14 protein-coding genes and 1 tRNA gene are annotated in these 17,736 nt (G+C 63.3%); 5 read left to right on the forward strand and 10 right to left on the reverse strand.

Annotated features, from left to right (window positions below):
* Positions 1-108: 108 nt before the first annotated feature.
* Complete coding sequence (rpoZ, locus tag JN280_RS29050) at positions 109-507, reverse strand: DNA-directed RNA polymerase subunit omega (RefSeq protein WP_202307464.1); 399 nt, start codon at positions 505-507, stop codon at positions 109-111.
* Between the two features lie 337 nt (positions 508-844).
* On the opposite strand from rpoZ, the gene JN280_RS29055 reads away from it, so the two are divergent.
* Complete coding sequence (locus JN280_RS29055) at positions 845-1,423, forward strand: LabA-like NYN domain-containing protein (protein WP_202307465.1); 579 nt, start codon at positions 845-847, stop codon at positions 1,421-1,423.
* Positions 1,423-2,094, forward strand: a complete 672-nt coding sequence (locus JN280_RS29060; RefSeq protein WP_202307466.1) for a uracil-DNA glycosylase — start codon at positions 1,423-1,425, stop codon at positions 2,092-2,094. The genes JN280_RS29055 and JN280_RS29060 overlap by 1 nt, the downstream gene beginning before the upstream one ends.
* 159 nt (positions 2,095-2,253) lie before the next feature.
* On the opposite strand, the gene smpB is transcribed toward JN280_RS29060, so the two are convergent.
* From smpB to JN280_RS29080, 4 genes are all read right to left on the reverse strand, one after another.
* Positions 2,254-2,730: an SsrA-binding protein SmpB gene (gene smpB, locus JN280_RS29065; RefSeq protein ID WP_202307476.1), complete on the reverse strand. Its 477-nt coding sequence runs from the start codon at positions 2,728-2,730 to the stop codon at positions 2,254-2,256.
* Positions 2,731-2,745: 15 nt separating this feature from the next.
* Positions 2,746-3,627: a 4-hydroxy-tetrahydrodipicolinate synthase gene (gene dapA, locus JN280_RS29070; protein WP_202307478.1), complete on the reverse strand. Its 882-nt coding sequence runs from the start codon at positions 3,625-3,627 to the stop codon at positions 2,746-2,748.
* Between the two features lie 135 nt (positions 3,628-3,762).
* Positions 3,763-5,718, reverse strand: coding sequence for a mechanosensitive ion channel family protein (locus tag JN280_RS29075; protein WP_244742218.1), 1,956 nt, complete (start codon positions 5,716-5,718; stop codon positions 3,763-3,765).
* Positions 5,719-6,090: 372 nt separating this feature from the next.
* Complete coding sequence (locus tag JN280_RS29080; protein WP_202315094.1) at positions 6,091-7,014, reverse strand: formylglycine-generating enzyme family protein; 924 nt, start codon at positions 7,012-7,014, stop codon at positions 6,091-6,093.
* Positions 7,015-7,325: 311 nt separating this feature from the next.
* On the opposite strand from JN280_RS29080, the gene JN280_RS29085 reads away from it, so the two are divergent.
* Together JN280_RS29085 and JN280_RS29090 are read left to right on the forward strand one after the other, a co-directional pair.
* Entirely contained in the window at positions 7,326-9,407 is a 2,082-nt protein-coding gene (locus JN280_RS29085; RefSeq protein ID WP_446720855.1) for a lytic transglycosylase domain-containing protein, read from the forward strand.
* Positions 9,408-9,555: 148 nt separating this feature from the next.
* The gene (locus JN280_RS29090) at positions 9,556-10,452 is read left to right on the forward strand and encodes an alpha/beta fold hydrolase (protein WP_202307480.1); all 897 of its coding nucleotides are present in this window, start codon (positions 9,556-9,558) and stop codon (positions 10,450-10,452) included.
* A 672-nt stretch (positions 10,453-11,124) separates the two neighbouring features.
* On the opposite strand, the gene JN280_RS29095 is transcribed toward JN280_RS29090, so the two are convergent.
* Positions 11,125-12,312, reverse strand: coding sequence for a porin (locus JN280_RS29095; protein ID WP_202307481.1), 1,188 nt, complete (start codon positions 12,310-12,312; stop codon positions 11,125-11,127).
* Between the two features lie 477 nt (positions 12,313-12,789).
* On the opposite strand from JN280_RS29095, the gene JN280_RS29100 reads away from it, so the two are divergent.
* A tRNA-Ser gene (locus tag JN280_RS29100) sits at positions 12,790-12,880 on the forward strand.
* Between the two features lie 270 nt (positions 12,881-13,150).
* Here JN280_RS29100 and JN280_RS29105 read toward each other — a convergent pair.
* From JN280_RS29105 to gmd, 4 genes are all read right to left on the reverse strand, one after another.
* Positions 13,151-14,554, reverse strand: a complete 1,404-nt coding sequence (locus tag JN280_RS29105) for a mannose-1-phosphate guanylyltransferase/mannose-6-phosphate isomerase (RefSeq protein ID WP_202307482.1) — start codon at positions 14,552-14,554, stop codon at positions 13,151-13,153.
* A gap of 64 nt (positions 14,555-14,618) precedes the next feature.
* Positions 14,619-15,497: a glycosyltransferase gene (locus JN280_RS29110; protein ID WP_202307483.1), complete on the reverse strand. Its 879-nt coding sequence runs from the start codon at positions 15,495-15,497 to the stop codon at positions 14,619-14,621.
* A gap of 90 nt (positions 15,498-15,587) precedes the next feature.
* On the reverse strand, positions 15,588-16,556 hold the full coding sequence (gene fcl, locus JN280_RS29115) for a GDP-L-fucose synthase (protein WP_274609043.1): 969 nt from the start codon (positions 16,554-16,556) through the stop codon (positions 15,588-15,590).
* Between the two features lie 19 nt (positions 16,557-16,575).
* Positions 16,576-17,646, reverse strand: a complete 1,071-nt coding sequence (gene gmd / locus JN280_RS29120) for a GDP-mannose 4,6-dehydratase (RefSeq protein ID WP_202307484.1) — start codon at positions 17,644-17,646, stop codon at positions 16,576-16,578.
* Between the last annotated feature and the right edge of the window lie 90 nt (positions 17,647-17,736).

A 17,736-nucleotide genomic window follows, 5' to 3' on the forward strand; every position in this document is an offset into this window, starting at 1 on the left:
GCTGATCCGGTGCCTGAAAATGAATCATGCGCCGCGCGTTGCGCCCGGCGCATGCCATAGATAGCCACGAAACGGCCGCCGCGAAAGGTGCCGCGGCGCGATCGCCGATCAGTAGTCGTCGCTTTTTTCCGGCGGCACGAGACCCTCGATGCCGGCGAGAAGATCCTCTTCGCTCATGCGGTCGAAAGCGATCGTGTCCTCTTCGCGGTCGGCATCGGCGGCATTCGAAGCGGCCGCCTGATCGATCGCCTCCTGGGCGTCGGCCTCGGGCTCGTCGACTTCGACATGCTTCTGCAGCGAGTGGATCAGATCCTCCTTGAGGTCCCCCGGCGAAAGCGTCTCGTCGGCGATCTCGCGCAGGGCCACGACCGGGTTCTTGTCGTTGTCGCGGTCGACGGTGATCGGCGCGCCCTGGCTGATCTGACGGGCCCGGTGCCCGGCGAGCAGGACGAGCTCGAAGCGGTTGTCGACCTTGTCGATGCAATCCTCAACAGTTACGCGGGCCATGAACTGCCCCTTTCATTCCTGGATGTTCTTGGAAAACTGGCCGGTCCATACCGCGAAAGGCGGGGAAACACAAGCGCACAGGCGCCCAGCGCTCGCCCAGCGACCCGGCCGGTACCAGGGTTGCGATCCCGCATCAGAGAGCTACCGGCGGCCCCCGCGCACACTTGCGCGCCCCTCTCCCTTCGATCACATTTTTTTGCCTTGTCCCTTGCAAGCACTTGGAATGGCATTGTTTGGACGCTAATTCCAGATGATGGGATCGGCGGCCTGTTCATGCCGATCCTTTGTAAGTTCGAACGTTTGCCGCTACCGTTATTTCGACAAAGGAATTTTCGACATGTTCGATCCTCGTGAGAAGATTGCGCTCTTCATAGACGGCGCCAATCTCTATGCCACGTCTCGTGCCCTGGGCTTCGACATCGACTATCGCAAGCTGCTCGGAAGCTTCCAGAAACGCGGCTACCTGTTGCGCGCATATTACTACACTGCCCTCATCGAGGACCAGGAATACTCCTCGATCCGGCCTCTGATCGACTGGCTCGACTACAACGGCTACAAGGTCGTGACCAAGCCGGCAAAGGAGTTCACGGACTCCACGGGACGGCGGAAGATCAAGGGTAACATGGACATCGAACTGACCATCGACGCGCTCGAGCTCGCCGATGTCGTCGACCACTATGTCATCTTCTCCGGCGACGGCGACTTCCGCACGCTGGTCGATGCGCTGCAGCGTCGAGGCCGCAAGGTAAGCATCGTCTCGACCATGGCCTCCCAGCCGCCGATGATCTCCGACGATCTGCGCCGTCAGGCCGATCATTTCATCGACCTGATGGCGCTGAAGAGCGAAGTCGGCCGGGATCCGTCCGAAAGGCCGGTGAGACGGCAGGAGCCTGTCGAAAGCGACGACGATCTCTGATGCTGCGCGCCCCCTTGGCGCCGGCCGGCTTGGCCGAGCCCGATCGCGACTGCCCGCTCTGTCCCCGGCTCCATGACTTCATCGCCGAATGGCGCGTGAAGGAGCCGACATGGTTCAATGCGCCGGTGCCGACCTTCATCCCGCCGGCCGGCGAAACCGACGTGCGGCTGCTCGTCGTCGGCCTCGGGCCCGGCCTTCGCGGCGCAAACCGCAGTGGACGACCGTTCACCGGCGACTATGCCGGCGACCTGCTCTATCAGACGCTGACGCGTTTCGGCTTCGCCAGGGGGCAGTACGCCGCAAGGCCCGATGACGGTCTCGAACTGGTCGGCACCGCGATCACCAATGCGGTGCGCTGTGTACCGCCCGGCAACAAGCCGACAGGCGAAGAGATCGCAACCTGCCGTTCGTTCCTCATTCCGACGATCGAACGCTTCCCGCGGCTGGAAGCCATTCTGGCCCTCGGCGCGATCGCCCACCAGTCGGTCGTCCGGTCGCTCGGCGAACGCGTTGCCGCACATCCTTTCAAGCATGGCGGACACAAGCAGATAGGACGGGTGACGCTGTTCTCCAGCTATCACTGCTCGCGCTACAACACCAACACCGGCGTGCTCACGGAAGAGATGTTCGTCAACGTTTTCAAAGAGATATCCGACTTCTTGAGCGAGTAGCCGGGTCTTTCGCCACGTCCGGCCCAAGCTTGGCATGCGCCATCGGCCGGCGGGACGATTCAGTGCGGGCCCGGACAAATCCGCCGGCCGGCTGCACGCATTCCTGTGCCGCGCCGACCCGCTCTGGCGGCCGACGCATCGGCGGAACGCGCTGCCCCTCTATCCGCGCGCTCTGAGCAGACGGCCTTTCTCGCGCGCCCAGTCGCGCTGCTTCTCGCTCTCGCGTTTGTCGTGCAGTTTCTTGCCGCGTGCGATGGCGAGCAGCAGCTTGGCGCGGCCGCGATCGTTGAAATAGATCTTCAGGGGCACCATCGTCATGCCCTCGCGCTCGACGCTCTGGGCAAGCCGCGCCATTTCGCGCTTGTTCAAGAGCAGCTTGCGGCGGCGCCGTGGTTCGTGATTGAATCGATTGCCCTGCAGATACTCCGGCAGATAAGAGTTGATCAGCCAGATCTCGCCGTCTTCGACGGAAGCGTAGGATTCCTGGATGTTGGCCTGCCCCTGGCGCAGCGACTTCACTTCGGTGCCGGTAAGCACGAGCCCGGCCTCGACCGTGTCGACGACCTCATAGGAGAACCGCGCCTTGCGGTTCTCCGCTACAGTCCGGTTGTTCGGATCGTTCTTCTTCTGGTTCATCTGCAGGAACAGGCTTCAGTTGAGCAACCCGGCGTGGCGCATGGCCGCGTCGATACGCTCGGCGGTGCCCTCCTCCACCGTCACCAGCGGCGAGCGCACCACATTCTCGATCTTGCCGAGCCGGGACAGCGCATATTTCGCTCCGGAGACGCCGGGCTCGATGAACAGCGCCTTGTGCAGCGGCATCAACCGGTCCTGCAATTCGATCGCTTTGTCCCTCTGGCCGGCGAGGGTCGCCGCCTGGAACTCGGCGCAAAGGCGCGGCGCGACATTGGACGTGACCGAAATCGCGCCCTGGCCGCCATGCGCGTTGAAGCCGAGCGCCGACGCATCCTCTCCGGAGAGTTGGACGAAATCCTTGCCGCAGGTGATACGCTGCTCCGACACGCGCTCGATCTTGCCGGTCGCGTCCTTCACGCCGACGATGTTCTTGAAGTCGTTGGCGAGCCGGCCCATCGTTTCAGGCATCATGTCGATCACCGAGCGCGGCGGGATATTGTAGATGATGATCGGCAACGAGGTCGCCCTGGCGACAGCGGCGAAATGCTCGTAGAGGCCACGCTGCGTCGGCCTGTTGTAGTAGGGCGTGACGACCAGCACTGCGTCCGCGCCGACCTCTTCGGCATATTTCACGAGCCCGACCGCCTCGGCCGTGTTGTTCGAGCCGGCCCCTGCGACGACTGGCACCTTGCCCCTGGCGACCTCGACGCAAGCTCTTACGACCTGACGGTGCTCGTCATGAGTGAGTGTGGGCGACTCGCCGGTCGTGCCGACGGGCACCAGCCCGCTGGTGCCCTCGGAGATCTGCCATTCGACGAGGCTGCGAAAGGCTTTGTCGTCGAGACTTCCGTCCTTGCGGAACGGTGTCACGAGCGCAGTCATCGAGCCTCTCAGCATTTTCGTCGAACTCCTTGGAGAACCTCCGGTCGCAAGCCGCCCGGATCTGGGCGCCCTTCTAGCTGAAAACGGGGCCGCGCACCATAGTCCTGGCGCTATGCTGCCGCAAGACCAGGTGCCCGTCCTGCAGCAGCCTCAGGCGGCAGGCGCGGCTGCCTTGGCGGCCTGGCGCTTGCGCAAGGTCTCGCCCGCCGCCGCGGCTGCCTCGTCGCCGCCGGAAACCTGGACCGTGGGCGTCGCTATCTTGATGCCGTTCTCGTCGAAGGCCTTCTTTATCAGCATGAGAGCCTTGCGTTTGATGCCGTATTGCGCGCCGGGCTTGGTCATCAGCTTCATGCGCAGCACGATGGCGAAGTCGCCGAAACTGTCGATGCCCTGCATCTTGAGCGGCGCGATCGTTCCTTCGGCGAATTCGGGTTCCTGCGCCAGTTCCTGACCAACCTTCTTGATGAGCTTGCGGGCCAGATCGATGTCGGAATCGTAGGTGACGCCGATCGTCATCTTCTCAATGACCCAGTCGCGGCTCATGTTCTGGACGGCGCCCAGTTCACCGAAAGGAACTGTGAAGACCGGTCCACGGTGATGGCGCAGACGGACGGAACGGAGGCTGAAGGACTCCACCGTACCCTTGTAGCTGCCGCTCTGTATATATTCCCCGACGCGAAACGCGTCGTCGAGCATATAGAAGATGCCGCTCATGATGTCCTTGACCAGGGTCTGAGAGCCGAACCCGATCGCGACGCCGAAGATGCCCGCGCCCGCGATCAGCGGCCCGATCTGCACGCCGAATTCGGACAGCACCATCAGCACCGCCACCACGGCGATCAGGACTGCCAATGCGTTGCGGAAGATCGGCAACAGGGTGCGCATACGCCCGCGCCGCGCGGCCTCGGCCGCGCCGACCGGATCGCTGCCCGATGCGACCTCAAGGCTGCGATTGATATAGGCCTTCGCCAGATGCCAGAGCAGGTCCGCGCCAAGCAGGATGACGACGCCGCGAAGCACGCCTCGCATGATCTGGCTGGCAACCGCGTTGTCTTGCGCCAACGTTCCGGGGTTGAGCTGCAGCATCCGGCTGAGCCACAACACCGCCGCGACCACGACCAGCGCTCGAGCTCCGCGGACGATCAGAACCGTCCGGACCGCATGTGGATCCTCCTCCGTCGCTGCCAGTGCCTGCGCGACCTGGCCGGCAATCGACATCGCTCTCGGCAGCACCAGGGCGTAGATGCCGACCCACAGCGCCCCGTTCATGCCGGCGATCCAGAGCCCCCACAAGACGACGAGGTAGCCCGTAAGAAGCCAGTTCACCACGACCGAGGGCTCGGACGACGTATCGGATCTGGGCCGTCTCCAGACGATTTCGATCGCAAGCGCCAGCAGCCCTGCTCCCAGCACATAGGCGATGAGGGCCACGTCATAATAAGGGAATTTCAGGCGCGGCAGCAGGCTCACCGTGGCCCAGCCCGCCATCAGGTAACCGATGAAGATAACCAGGCGCCGATACCAGAACCGCGCGGCGGCATCACCGGTCGCGATCATGCGGGGGGCACCTTCACCAGAAGCTACGGTCGGCTCGGGAGCAAGCACTGTCCGCGCGATTGCGATCACGGCACGCACGACGATGAATGCCACCAGATAGGTGAGGATGATGACGCGCAACAGGGCCGGCCACTGGAAGACGAGGAAGGCACCGGCGCTGACAATGGAGAACACCGCCACCGGCATCAGTTCCGAGAGCAGGCGGAATGCGCCGCTGCGTGCCTCCTCATGACTGCCGGTATCGCGACGGGCCGCGATCGCTCGCCGGAACAGCCACTCCGCCCCGAAGCCGAGCGCCAACAGCGCGCCGAACAGAAGAATTATCGTTGCGAAGCCGTGGCCGTTGATCTCCGTCCTCAGCGTTTGCACCGCATTGGCGGCATCGCCGGGCAGGAGCGGAACGGCTCCGCGCAACCCCAGAAGGTGGTGGCGGATTGCGTCTTCCCAACTCGCGATCTCGGCGGCTGCCGCCTGTTCCCGGCTTTCGCCAGCCGGCACGGACTTCGTCGCGAGCCAGGACTTCACCTCGGGGTCGTCGAGGAGCTTCATGAGTTGCTCCACCTTCTCCGGGGGCGCCGCAGGCACCGGAGCCTGGGACGTCTGTGCCGAAACCGGGGCGGCCAGCACCATCGCCAGGAACGAAAGGCATGCCGTCAGTATGGCTGCCCGGGAAAGCAATCTCGACCCCAAAACCACTGCGCACCTCTTCACGACAAGCCCCTTCACCGTCGTCCCCGCTTATTCATAGCGCCGTTTCACGGCTTGCCAAGCGTACCGCCGCAGGTCGCCATGGACCCTTCGCTCACGCCCTTGCTGCCGCTTCGCTGCGAGGGTCCCGGTACCCTTCCCTGACGAGCACGATCCGCCAGAAGCAAGCTTGCCTGGCCTCTTCACGACACTTCCGCGAGGTCAATGCAACGATCATGGCTTCGCGGCCGTCCGCACGACGCAACGGAAGCCGACATGGCTGGTCGAGGTGTCGACCGGCTCGGCATGGCGCGCCGCGGGGCGGTATCGCCGGCAATAGTTGGGAGCGCACAGATGCGACCCTCCTTTCAGCACCTTGCGCGGAATGCGGATCGCCGGCAGGTTGGGGTCGTAACTTTCCGCCTCGGGTCCACCCCGCGGGTTCGGCGGTACGCAGCAGGCCTTGGCCTCGTCGGCCGAATGCCGGTCCGACCACCAGTCGCAGGTCCATTCCCAGACATTGCCGATCATGTCGTGGAGACCGTAGCCGTTGGCGGGATAGCTGCCGACGGGCGAAGTCCGTTCGAAACCGTCGCCAAGGAGGTTCTCATGGGGAAACTCTCCCTGCCAGGTGTTGGCCATATGCCTGCCCCCAGGCGTGAGTTCGTCACCCCAGGCATATTCGCAGTCCTCCAGGCCGCCCTGCGCGGCATATTCCCATTCGGCCTCCGTCGGCAGGTCCTTGCCCGCCCATCTGGCGTAAGCCAGTGCGTCGGCATAAGCGACATGGACGACCGGGTGGTTCTCCTTCTTGAACAACCCGCTTCGGGCGCCCAGCGGATGCCGCCAGTTGGCCCCTTCCACGAAGGCCCACCACCGGCCCCAGTCTCTCAGGTCGACCGGTCCCGAGGCCTTCTGGAAAACCAGCGAGCCGGCATAGAGCATATGCGGCAGGGCGCCCGGATAATCCTTCGCGTCGGGCACCTGTTCCGCAACCGTGACATGGCCGGTTGCCTTGACGAATTCCTTGAACTGCCGGTTTGTCACCGGCGTCCTGTCGATGAAGAAGCCGTCGACCGACACACGGTGCGTGGGCGCCTCTTCCTTGTAGTGATGGTCGGACCCCATGCGAAAAGTGCCGCCTGGAATGTACGCCATCCCTGGCGGGCAGGCGGAAACAGCGTCTCTATCCCCGGTTCGGCCCATCCTTGGCTCATTCATCTCAATGCTCCACCTGGCATTCGGCCTGTCCTCGGCGGCGCTTCGTCCCGCGGAGCCCCCGTCCGATCACAGCCGCGCTTCGATGATAGGCGACCCGAAGGCAGGAGAACAACCGGCAAAGCGACGTCATGCTCGGATCATCTTTGCAGGCGACCATCCATGCTCACGGTTCGTTTGCGGTCTACTGAATGCCGGAGCAGGCTTCCGCCGATCCACACCTTTCTGTATCCTTTGAGGACAAGGGATTGATGGCCTCCATGGGGCAAGGGAAATCGGTTTGCAGCGTGGTCGCGGCAGCGTTTGTCGCGTTGGCGGCGGGATCTACCCAGGCCGATCCCGGCCCCGTATCCCCGCCACTGCCCCAGCCTCGACCTCAGGCAGGCGAGGTCGATGGAGGTACGACCGCATCCGTCCGCGCCGGCGGCTTCGTGGCCGACGGCGAAGTCCATTCCGATAGCGTCGACAGCCTGAAGGACGGCCTCGACGCACTGTCCGCCAGGGACATCGGCCGGGCCCGCGCCGTTCGCGACAGCCTTCCGGAACGGTCGCTCGACCGTCATATCATCACCTGGGCGATTGCGCTGAGCGGCAACGACACGGTGCCGAGCGCCGAGATCGCCGAGGCCATCCGCGAGTTGCCCGGCTGGCCGGGCCTCGCGACACTGCGCCGGAACGGCGAGCGCGCCATGTTCCGGGAACAGCCCTCGCCCGTCGCAGTGATCCAGGCCCTCGGCGCCGCCCCGCCCCTCACCCCCGAAGGCATGATCCTGCTCGCCCGCGCCTACATCGCGCGGGACGACCGGGACAAGGCCCTCGCCGTGCTTTCCCCGTTCTGGCGGACGGAGAGGCTCGAAGCCGGGGACGAGGCGGCCATCATCGCCGAATTCGGTACGCTCCTGCCGACCGCCGATCATCGCGAGCGCATGGAGAGGATGCTTTACCTCGAGCGCCCCGCCGCGGCGGGGCGGGTCGCGGCACTCGCCAACGCATTCCCCTTGTGGAAAGCCTGGAGCGCGGTCAATCGCGGCGACGGCAATGCCGGCAAGCTGCTCGAAGCCGTCCCCGCCGCGCAGAGGTCGGCCGGCTACCTCTTCGCCCGGACAAGGTATCTGCGTCGCGCGGAGAAATTCTCCGAAGCCGCCGCGATCATGTCCCTGGCGCCGCGCGACGGTGGCACGCTGATCGACCCCGACGCCTGGTGGACGGAACGGCGAGTGCTGTCGCGTGAGCTGATCGACGCCGGCGCTCCGGAAAGCGCCTACAAGGTGGCCGCGGAACATTCGGCAAAGAGCCCCGTCAATGCTGCCGAGGCCGAGTTCCATGCCGGATGGTATGCGTTGCGCTATCTCGGCGATCCCAAGACCGCGGCCGTGCATTTCGCTCGCATCGCGGAGATCGCCAGCGGTCCGATCTCGCTGTCGCGTGCCTATTACTGGCTGGGCCGAGCCGCCGAGGCGGGCGGGCCGGGCGACGCCGAAGGCTATTTCGAGAAAGCGGCCGTCTACGGCACATGTTTCTACGGCCAGCTTGCCGCACAACGGATCGGACGCGCGGCGATAGCCATAGGCCATCCGCAGCCGTCGGTCACGGAGGGGCAGGACTTCGCGCGGCGTGAAGCCGTCCACGCCATCCGGCGGCTGGAACAGGCGGGCCATGCGGCGCGCGCGGAGATCCTCTATCGCGACCTCGCCGAACAGTTGACGAGCCCGGGCGAACTGGCGCTGCTGGCGGCGATGGCCGAGAAGCGCGACAATCATTTCCTCGGACTCCGCGTGGCCAAGATCGCGATCGCGCGCGGCCTCGACATCGGCGCCCTGTCGCACCCCGTCGGCGTCATACCTGCGACGGCCGACATATCGAGCGCGGGAAAGGCGCTCGCCTATGCGGTGGCGCGGCAGGAGAGCGAGTTCAATGTCGGCGCCGTCTCACGAGCCGGTGCGCGTGGCCTGCTCCAGCTCATGCCCGGCACCGCCAGGGATATCGCCAAGCGCAACGGCCTGCCCTTCTCTCAATCCCGCCTCACCACGGACGCCGGCTACAATGCGACGCTGGGAGCAGCGTTCCTCGGCGAGCAGCTCGGCCGTTTCAAGGGATCCTATGTGCTGACTTTCGCAGGCTACAATGCCGGTCCCCGCCGTGCCCGGCAGTGGATCAGCCGTTACGGAGACCCCCGCGGCGAGGATCTCGATACCGTCGTCGACTGGATCGAACGGATACCGTTTTCCGAGACACGCAGTTATGTGCAGCGCGTGATGGAGAACTACCAGGTCTACAAGATGCGCCTTTCCGGCCGTTTCGACATCGCCGCAGATCTCGTAAGCGGCCGCTGACGAGAGGCGCTGTGCGCCGATCAGATCGAGCGCCCCTTCCGCTTCGTATCGATTGCCCCGGCCGGCCGGGTCAGGCCGGGCGCATTGCGTATACACGCCCGCTGCGGATAGGTTCGGTCCGAAAATCGTTTCGACGGGAAGGTGTTTCATGGAAGCGGCCGACGGGTTCTCGGACTTCTACTATTCGTCTCAGGACGGGCTGAGGCTCCATGCCCGCATCTATGGCGAGGCCAGTCCCGGTACCCTTCCCGTCATCTGTCTCGCCGGCCTTACCCGCAACGCTCGCGACTTCCATGAACTGGCGCTGTTTCTGGCGCATCACCCCAAGTCTCCTCGGCGCGTCATCGCCTTCGACTATCGAGGTCGCGGCCTTTCGGAAAATGACCGTGACTGGCGCAACTATGACGTCATGGTCGAGGCCGGGGATATCCTGGCGGGCCTGACCGCACTCGGCGTCGCGCACGGCGCCTTCATCGGCACCTCTCGCGGCGGGCTGATCATCCATGTTCTGGCAGCGATACGGCCGGCGGCGTTGAAAGCCGCCGTCCTCAACGACATCGGGCCGGCCGTCGAGGGTGCGGGACTCGCGCAGATCCGCGCCTATCTGGAGCGCGCGCCCAAGCCCAGGGACTTTACCGAGGCCGTCGCCATACAGCGCATGGCGATGGGGCAGAGCTTTTCGGCCCTGGAGGAAGCAGACTGGGAGAGACTCGTTCGAGCCTTCTATCGCGACGAGGACGGCGTGCCCGTCCCCGATTTCGATCCCGGCCTGCTCAAGACCCTGAACGGCGTCGACCTCGGCCAGCCCCTGCCGACCTTCTGGCCGCAATTCGCCGGGCTCGCAGCGATCCCCATGCTGGCGATCCGAGGCGCCAACTCGATGCTGCTTTCGGCCGAAACGCTCGAAGAAATGGGCCGGCGTCACCCTGATATCGAAACGGTGACAGTCGCCGGACAGGGCCACGCGCCGCTTCTCGAAACCGCCGGGCTGCCAGACAGGATTGCGTCGTTTCTCAGCCGCGCCGAGAAGAAGGCGACAGGCTGAGCCCGAGCTTCCCGCCTACAGCGTGTCGCGTGAAAACGGATCCCACAGTGCACGACAGAATGGTTGAGGAAGTCACGTAGGGCGGCGCATCTGCACCCCCCTCTGTCCTGCCGGACATCTCCCCCTCAAGGGGGGAGATTGGCCGTCATCCATCACGGCGCCGGGTTCTGCAACGTAGGTGATTGGCGAAACACAGGCGGCCAGCCAATCTCTCCCCTTGAGGGGGAGATGTCCGGCAGGACAGAGGGGGGTGGCGCGCCGTCCCTAACAAGGTGTCCTCAACCACTCTGTCGTGTACCGTGAACGGATTCACACAACACGCCGTAGATCTTTGGTTTGACGCACGTCTTTGTCCCGGAACCGGTACCCACTTTCGGGAGACATGCCTTAGCGCATCAGCGATTTCGGGACGCAGCAAGATCGCGGGCTGGAAATGCCGAAGCGTCCTAGGCGTGCGCAAAGGCCCGCGGCATTCGATATCGGGAAAATGCGCGGCAAGCCTCCAGGTTCGGGACGTGCCAAGAGGATCGGGGCCTCAGTGCACGGTGCTTTGAAACCTGCTGGCATAGGCTTTGCCGAGTGCTCGGCGGCGATGTTCAATATCGCAGCGCCCAGAGACAACAAAACCCGGCGATTGCTCGCCGGGTTTTGCCTGACCAGTCGAATGACTGATTAGAAGTAGCGGGTGAAGCGGAGGAAGCCCGAATAGGAGGCGTCGTAACCGTCAACCTTGTCGTAGTGCAGTTCCGGACGGACCTCGAAGTTCGTGACCGGGGTCCACACAGCCGACAGTTCCATGCCCCAGGCGTTGACGTTGTCGCCATCGGCATCGACCATCTTGTCGCTGGTGCCAGCTTCATAGAGGTCGGCGAAGTACTGACCGGCGATCGACACGCCCAGAGTCTCGGAGAACTGCTGGTTGTACGAAGCCAGGATCGACCACTCAGGCGCAACGCCGAGCGCCGAACCCGAGCTGAAGCGGGTGTCGCTGTCCGCGTAGAAGGCGAACAGGCGGAGCGACGAGCCGGGCGAATTCGGCACGTTGATCTGCGCCGCGAGTGCAGCACCCCAGCCGCTTTCATTCTCGTCGAGCACGCCGGCATCGACCGTGTCGGTGATGTCGTCTTCCCAACCGAAGCGAGCCCAGACCGAACCCCAGCCCTGGTTCACGCCGACCTTGGCGACGACGTCGGGGACGTAGCCATCGCCCTGCAGCGCGTCGTCTTCGAGAGACAGCGTGCCGAACCAGCCGTTGCCGCCGAAGAAGGTGTAGGACATCTGGTGACGCTGGGCGTAGCCGTAGTACATGCCGCCCCAGGAGTGCGAACCGAAGTTGGTCGCGCCGCCGCGGAACGAAGCCGCCCACGCCGATTCGGTGTAACCGGCCTGGAAGCCGCCGAGAGCGAGCCAGCCCTGGTCGACCGCAACCGGGCCGTCAGCGAACGGAGCGCCGATCAGAGCGTTGCCAGGACCGCGGGTGAGACCACCCCAGTCAGCCTGGAGACGGATCATGCCGCGCAGCGTGCCCCACTCGGTCTCCGAACGCGACTCGATGTTCACGCGAGCGCGGGTCGACTTGTACCAGCCTTCGCCGGCCCGACCGCCGATATACGGAGGGGTCTGCGGATCCGGAGAGAACGGGTCGAAGTTGTTGGTGCCGAGCTGGTACCAGACATAGCCGCTGATCGAGAGGCAGGTCTCGGTGCCGGGGATGTAGAAGAAGCCCGATCCGTACGTGTCGCAAACGCGGACGTATTCGACCGGCTCCGGTTCCGCCACGACGACCGCGTCAGCAGCGCGAGCGCCGCTGACTGCGACCAGTGCCGCAGCCGAGCCGAGAAGAAGGCTCTTGATGTTCATTTTCTGACCTCCAGTCAAAGTTTAAAAACGGGTCTGGGTTCTTTTGCTGAAGGACAGCGTTCCCTGCCCCATCCCCAATCTGAAAACGAAGCGATTTCGCGCCCCCTTTCCAAGACCGACATTACCGATGGCGGCGCGCCGTTCAACAATCATCGCGAGCCGCGCCCGCCCTTTCCCGCTCTATCCCGATGCCCTGTTGCACAAATGACACGATTTGAACCCCTCCCGTAAGAGACGATTAACCAAGGCGCCGGGAGAGAGGCCGAAGACCGCATCGAATTCGGAGTGCGGGCCTCCCTTGCCACGAATCGAACGCGGGCGATTCGGCGGCATGCGCAGAATCCGGCGCCAGCCTCGTCCTGGTCGTTCCATGCACCCGACTGCCTCCCCTTTTTGGCAGCGCACCTTATATTTTACGTGACCAGGCGTCCCGGCAGGTTGATTGTGGCCCGGCTTTTCTTTATCCAGCGCTTCACCGGAGAGGTGGCCGAGTGGTCGAAGGCGCTCCCCTGCTAAGGGAGTAGAGGTCAAAAGCTTCTCGTGGGTTCGAATCCCATCCTCTCCGCCATCCTGCTTCGCGCTGACGCGCTTCGCAGGATTGGCACACAGCCCTAATTCGAAGCGGGATGTCCTAGGGAGCTTCGCGCGCAGTACGGGGCCGCGCACGATTGGCGTCCAGGCGGACAAGTCACAGGTCATCGCAACGCCTGTTGCCTTCGCGGTCTTTGCTTGATGGCCATGCTGTGCGCGCGGATAAATTCGCGGGCTTGAGACCAACTCCGGGCATTGCATCAACCTGGAACCCGGCGGTTGCCCAGCCGGCTACCATTTGTCCAAATCAGGTACGGCCGTAGCGATCCTCAAACCGAACGATGTCGTCCTCGCCGAGGTATGAACCCGATTGGACCTCGATGAGTTCCAATGGGATCTTGCCTGGGTTCTCCAGCGCATGAATCTCCCCCAAAGGAATATAAGTCGACTGATTCTCCGTCAGGAGTATGGTTTCCTTTCCCTTGTGAACCACGGCGGTCCCGCGCACCACGACCCAGTGCTCGGCACGGTGGTGGTGCATCTGGACCGACAGTTTCGCGCCCGGCTTCACGGTGATGCGCTTCACCTGATCGCGCTCACCGAAGTCGATCGAATCGTAATGCCCCCACGGGCGATAGACGGTTCGATGGTTCACGTGTTCGTGGCGACCGGCCTTCTTCATCCGATCGACGATTTCCTTGACATGCTGAACATGATCCCGATGCGCTACGAGCACTGCATCCTTGGTTTCTACCACAACGAGATCTTCGACGCCCACGAGCGCGACGAGCTTGCCCTCGGTACGCGCGAACGTGTTCTTCGTCGCGACGGCCATGACGTCGCCTCGAAATACGTTACCGTTCTCGTCGTGATCCTGCACCGCCCACAATGCCGACCAGGAGCCGACATCGCTCCAGCGGGCATCCAGCGGAACCACTACCGCATCCGTGGTCCTTTCCATCACGGCATAGTCGACGGAGACATCGGGAGAGGACATGAACGCCGTCGCGTCGACACGCACGAACTGATTGTCGGCTTTGGTCTCCGCGAGCGCGCGGCTGCAGGCCTCCGCGATGGCCGGCTCATACCGCTGCAGTTCCTCCAGGTATCGGCCGGCCCGAAACATGAACATGCCGCTGTTCCAGTAGTATTCGCCGGAAGCAACGTAGCGTTCGGCGGTGGCACGATCAGGCTTCTCTTCGAAGCTGGCCACTGCAAAGCCACCCTCGATATCGTCGCCGCGTTTTATGTAGCCATATCCCGTCTCGGGACCGGCGGGGACTATGCCGAAGGTGACAAGTCTGCCTTGCGCGGCCAAGGAGGCCGCGAGTTTGACGGCGGCATGGAATGGCTCGACATCCTGGATATGATGATCCGCGGCCAGCACCAGAAGCAGGGCATCTTCATCCTGGCGCAAAGCATGCAAGGCCGCGAGCGCGATGGCAGGCGCCGTATTGCGCGCAACGGGTTCCAACAGGATGGTCGTTTCCTCGAAGCCGAGTTGGCGCATCTGTTCGGCCGCGACGAAGCGTTGCTCCTCATTGCAGATCAACAAGGGATCAAGCGCGTCGAGCCCGGCCATCCTCGCAACGGTCTCCTGCAGCAGGGTACGCTCCCCAGTCAGGGCATGGAATTGTTTTGGGTATAGCTGGCGCGAAAGCGGCCAAAGCCTTGTGCCGGAGCCACCGGCGAGCACCACAGGTAAAAACATCAACGCGCTCCTTCACTCTCGCTCCGCTATGGTCGTGGCGGCTCACATCGCGACATTCCGCTATCTACCACCCCGATGCCTGGCCGCGGTAGCGACGATGAAGCGACAGGCCGCGGTACCAATCGCCCGGCATCGGATGATCGGCGATCGCGGCAGCGATGGTCGCGGTCGCAGCACCCCAGTCGCCGGTAAAGAATTCGGCTCGCGCCAACGCCAACCTCGTAGACGCCGCATAGGCTTCGACCACCTCTTCCCTATTGGCATCCAACCGGGCAGCGCGCAGATACGAAACGAGCTTGAGATTGGCCTCGTGAACGGACCGGTAAGATTTCCACGTGCCTCCCATCGTACGCGAGGCCGGGTGTGCCTGGTAGCAGTAGACTGCCTTTGGGAGAGCCGTCCGTTTCCCGGCAAGATCGAGCAAACGAAGCATCATCTCTCGATCAGCCCCCAGACCGAGCCCCGGCACGAAGGGACCTGCCGTTCTGAGGAGCCCCATGCTGACGATGCGACAATTGATGTTGGGTACGCCAAACAGCAACGAATTGAAGTCGAATCTGACGTCATGGTGTGTACTCTTCCAGATAACCTTGCCGCCCGCCACAGTCTGCACCTCGCCCGTTGCCATGTCGGCTGCGCTGCCGCGCGCGAGGCTGGCAAGCTCGACGATATCGGGACAAAGTATGTCATCCGAATTCAGCCACACGGCATAATCCCCACGGGCCGCCGCCAACGCCTTGTTGAGACCCTCATAGAGCGAGGAGTCGGGTCCCTCCAGCAGGCTGACGCCGGCCGTCCGCAGGTAGTTGACGGTGCCGTCAGTGGATCCGCCATCAGCAACGACGATCTCGTAGGGCGTACCGGCGAGAGCAGCCATTGCCGAATCGATCGCGGCCACAATATGCGGCATCGCGTTCAGGCAAGGCATTACAACGCTCAGCATTGATCTACCGGCCAAGGAATTGACGGACCAGAACCCGACATGCGTCCGGACACAAGGCGTGCGATCGCCCCGCAAGGTCAGCGAGGTGGATCAGGCCACCCTCAAACGGGCGTCGCCCTTGTCGATATGCTCTTTGAACCATTGATAGGTATGTTCAAGCCCGGACCGAAGGTCGTATTTCGGACGCCAACCGCTGGCAAAAAGCGTTGATACGTCCATCAGCTTGCGCGGCGTGCCGTCAGGCTTGGTGGGATCGTTTCGGATTTCACCTGAAAAGCCCACGACCGATGCAACCATACGCGCGAGATCGATGATCGGAAGGTCTTCGCCGGAGCCGACATTGACATGGCCATCGCCCGAATAGTTCTTCAAAAGATAAACCATCGCGTCGGCGGCGTCGTCGACATGCAAGAATTCGCGCATCGGCTTGCCCGACCCCCAGATGGTCAGCGAGGTGTTCCCAGCGAGTTTTGCCTCATGCGCCTTGCGCATCAGCGCGGGAATCACATGGCTCTTCTCCAGGTCGAAATTGTCGCCCGGCCCGTAGAGGTTGGTCGGCATGGCAGAGATGTAGTCGACGCCATGCTGGTGACGATAGGCCTGACAGAGTTTCAGCCCGGCGATCTTGGCGATGGCGTACCATTCGTTCGTCGGCTCGAGCGAGCCGGTCAGCAAAGCGTCCTCCGCTATCGGCTGAGGCGCGAACTTCGGATAGATGCAGGAAGAACCGAGAAAGATCAGCTTGCCCACCTCGCAACGGAAGGCAGCCTCGATCACATTCGTCTCGATGACCAGATTGTCATAGAGGAAATCAGCGGGAAATCTGTCGTTGGCGAGAATCCCGCCGACCTTGGCCGCGGCGAGCACCACCGCGTCGGGCCTATGATCGGCCATCCATCGACGAACGGCCTGCTGGTCACGAAGGTCGAGTTCGTCGCGCGCAGCGGTCAGCGCCTGGCAATCCTCCGACGCCAACCTGCGTACGATCGCCGAGCCCACCATGCCGCGATGACCGGCGACGAAAACGCGCTTGCCCGCCAAAGAGTAGCTTGCCGCCATTTCCTGCTCCCTCGCCTTGTCAGGCGGAACGGTCGTTGCGCCATTTCTCGCGCTCGACCACGTTCATATCTGATCTGACCATCTCGGATACCAGTTCCTTGAAACTCGTCCGATGCTCCCAGCCCAGCAAAGCCTTGGCCTTGGCCGGATCGCCGATCAGAAGGTCGACCTCCGTCGGACGGAAATAACGCGGATCGATCCGGACGAGAATCGCACCCGTCGCCGGGTCACGGCCGACCTCGTCGACGCCCTCGCCTTCCCAGACGATCGTCCGCCCTGCTTCGGCGAAGGCGAGTTCGACGAACTCGCGCACCGAGTGGGTCTCGCCGGTGGCGAGCACGAAATCATCGGGCTTGTCGTGCTGCAGTATCCGCCACATGCCTTCGACATAGTCACGGGCGTGGCCCCAATCCCGCTTGGCGTCGAGATTGCCGAGAAAGAGTGTGTCCTGCATGCCGTGCCTGATACCGGCGACGGCACGAGTGATCTTGCGGGTCACGAAGGTTTCGCCGCGCGTCGGGCCCTCATGGTTGAACAGGATCCCGTTGGACGCGAAGATACCATACGCTTCTCGGTAGTTTACCGTGATCCAATAGGCATAAAGCTTGGCTGCGGCATAGGGCGACCGGGGATAGAACGGCGTGGTCTCGCGCTGCGGCACCTCCTGCACCTTGCCGTAGAGTTCGGAGGTGGACGCCTGATAGAAGCGTACCGATTTCTCCATACCGAGAATACGAATCGCTTCGAGCAGCCTCAGCGTGCCGAGCGCATCGGCGTTGCCCGTATATTCCGGTGTTTCGAAGCTGACCTGGACGTGACTCTGCGCTGCGAGATTGTATATCTCAGTCGGTTTGGCTTCCTGGACGAGGCGGATCAGGTTGGTCGAATCGGTCAGGTCGCCATAATGGAGAAAGAAGCGGGCGCCAGCCACGTGCGGGTCAACATAGATGCCGTCGACGCGTTCCGTGTTGAACGACGAGGACCGCCGCTTGAGCCCGTGCACGACATAGCCTTTTTCGAGCAAGAGCCTCGCCAGATAGGCGCCGTCCTGGCCGGTCACGCCGGTGATGAGTGCAATCTTTTCCGTCATTCGGATGCATCCTGCCGTTAGTGCGGCGTCTCGTTTAAACGAATACGCACCAATGGCAATGGGTGGATCTACCGAGAACCCTACCGAAAC

Origin of the sequence: Mesorhizobium sp. L-8-10 (assembly GCF_016756635.1) — a bacterium.
Lineage (GTDB): Bacteria > Pseudomonadota > Alphaproteobacteria > Rhizobiales > Rhizobiaceae.

What these genes read in the sequence shown, in the direction of transcription:
- rpoZ (WP_202307464.1), bottom strand. Translation starts at nt 507, where the DNA reads ATGGCCCGCGTAACTGTTGAGGATTGCATCGACAAGGTCGACAACCGC.
- JN280_RS29055 (WP_202307465.1), top strand. Translation starts at nt 845, where the DNA reads ATGTTCGATCCTCGTGAGAAGATTGCGCTCTTCATAGACGGCGCCAAT.
- JN280_RS29060 (WP_202307466.1), top strand. Translation starts at nt 1,423, where the DNA reads ATGCTGCGCGCCCCCTTGGCGCCGGCCGGCTTGGCCGAGCCCGATCGC.
- smpB (WP_202307476.1), bottom strand. Translation starts at nt 2,730, where the DNA reads ATGAACCAGAAGAAGAACGATCCGAACAACCGGACTGTAGCGGAGAAC.
- dapA (WP_202307478.1), bottom strand. Translation starts at nt 3,627, where the DNA reads ATGCTGAGAGGCTCGATGACTGCGCTCGTGACACCGTTCCGCAAGGAC.
- JN280_RS29075 (WP_244742218.1), bottom strand. Translation starts at nt 5,718, where the DNA reads ATGAAGCTCCTCGACGACCCCGAGGTGAAGTCCTGGCTCGCGACGAAG.
- JN280_RS29080 (WP_202315094.1), bottom strand. Translation starts at nt 7,014, where the DNA reads ATGGCGTACATTCCAGGCGGCACTTTTCGCATGGGGTCCGACCATCAC.
- JN280_RS29085 (WP_446720855.1), top strand. Translation starts at nt 7,326, where the DNA reads ATGGCCTCCATGGGGCAAGGGAAATCGGTTTGCAGCGTGGTCGCGGCA.
- JN280_RS29090 (WP_202307480.1), top strand. Translation starts at nt 9,556, where the DNA reads ATGGAAGCGGCCGACGGGTTCTCGGACTTCTACTATTCGTCTCAGGAC.
- JN280_RS29095 (WP_202307481.1), bottom strand. Translation starts at nt 12,312, where the DNA reads ATGAACATCAAGAGCCTTCTTCTCGGCTCGGCTGCGGCACTGGTCGCA.
- JN280_RS29105 (WP_202307482.1), bottom strand. Translation starts at nt 14,554, where the DNA reads ATGTTTTTACCTGTGGTGCTCGCCGGTGGCTCCGGCACAAGGCTTTGG.
- JN280_RS29110 (WP_202307483.1), bottom strand. Translation starts at nt 15,497, where the DNA reads ATGCTGAGCGTTGTAATGCCTTGCCTGAACGCGATGCCGCATATTGTG.
- fcl (WP_274609043.1), bottom strand. Translation starts at nt 16,556, where the DNA reads ATGGCGGCAAGCTACTCTTTGGCGGGCAAGCGCGTTTTCGTCGCCGGT.
- gmd (WP_202307484.1), bottom strand. Translation starts at nt 17,646, where the DNA reads ATGACGGAAAAGATTGCACTCATCACCGGCGTGACCGGCCAGGACGGC.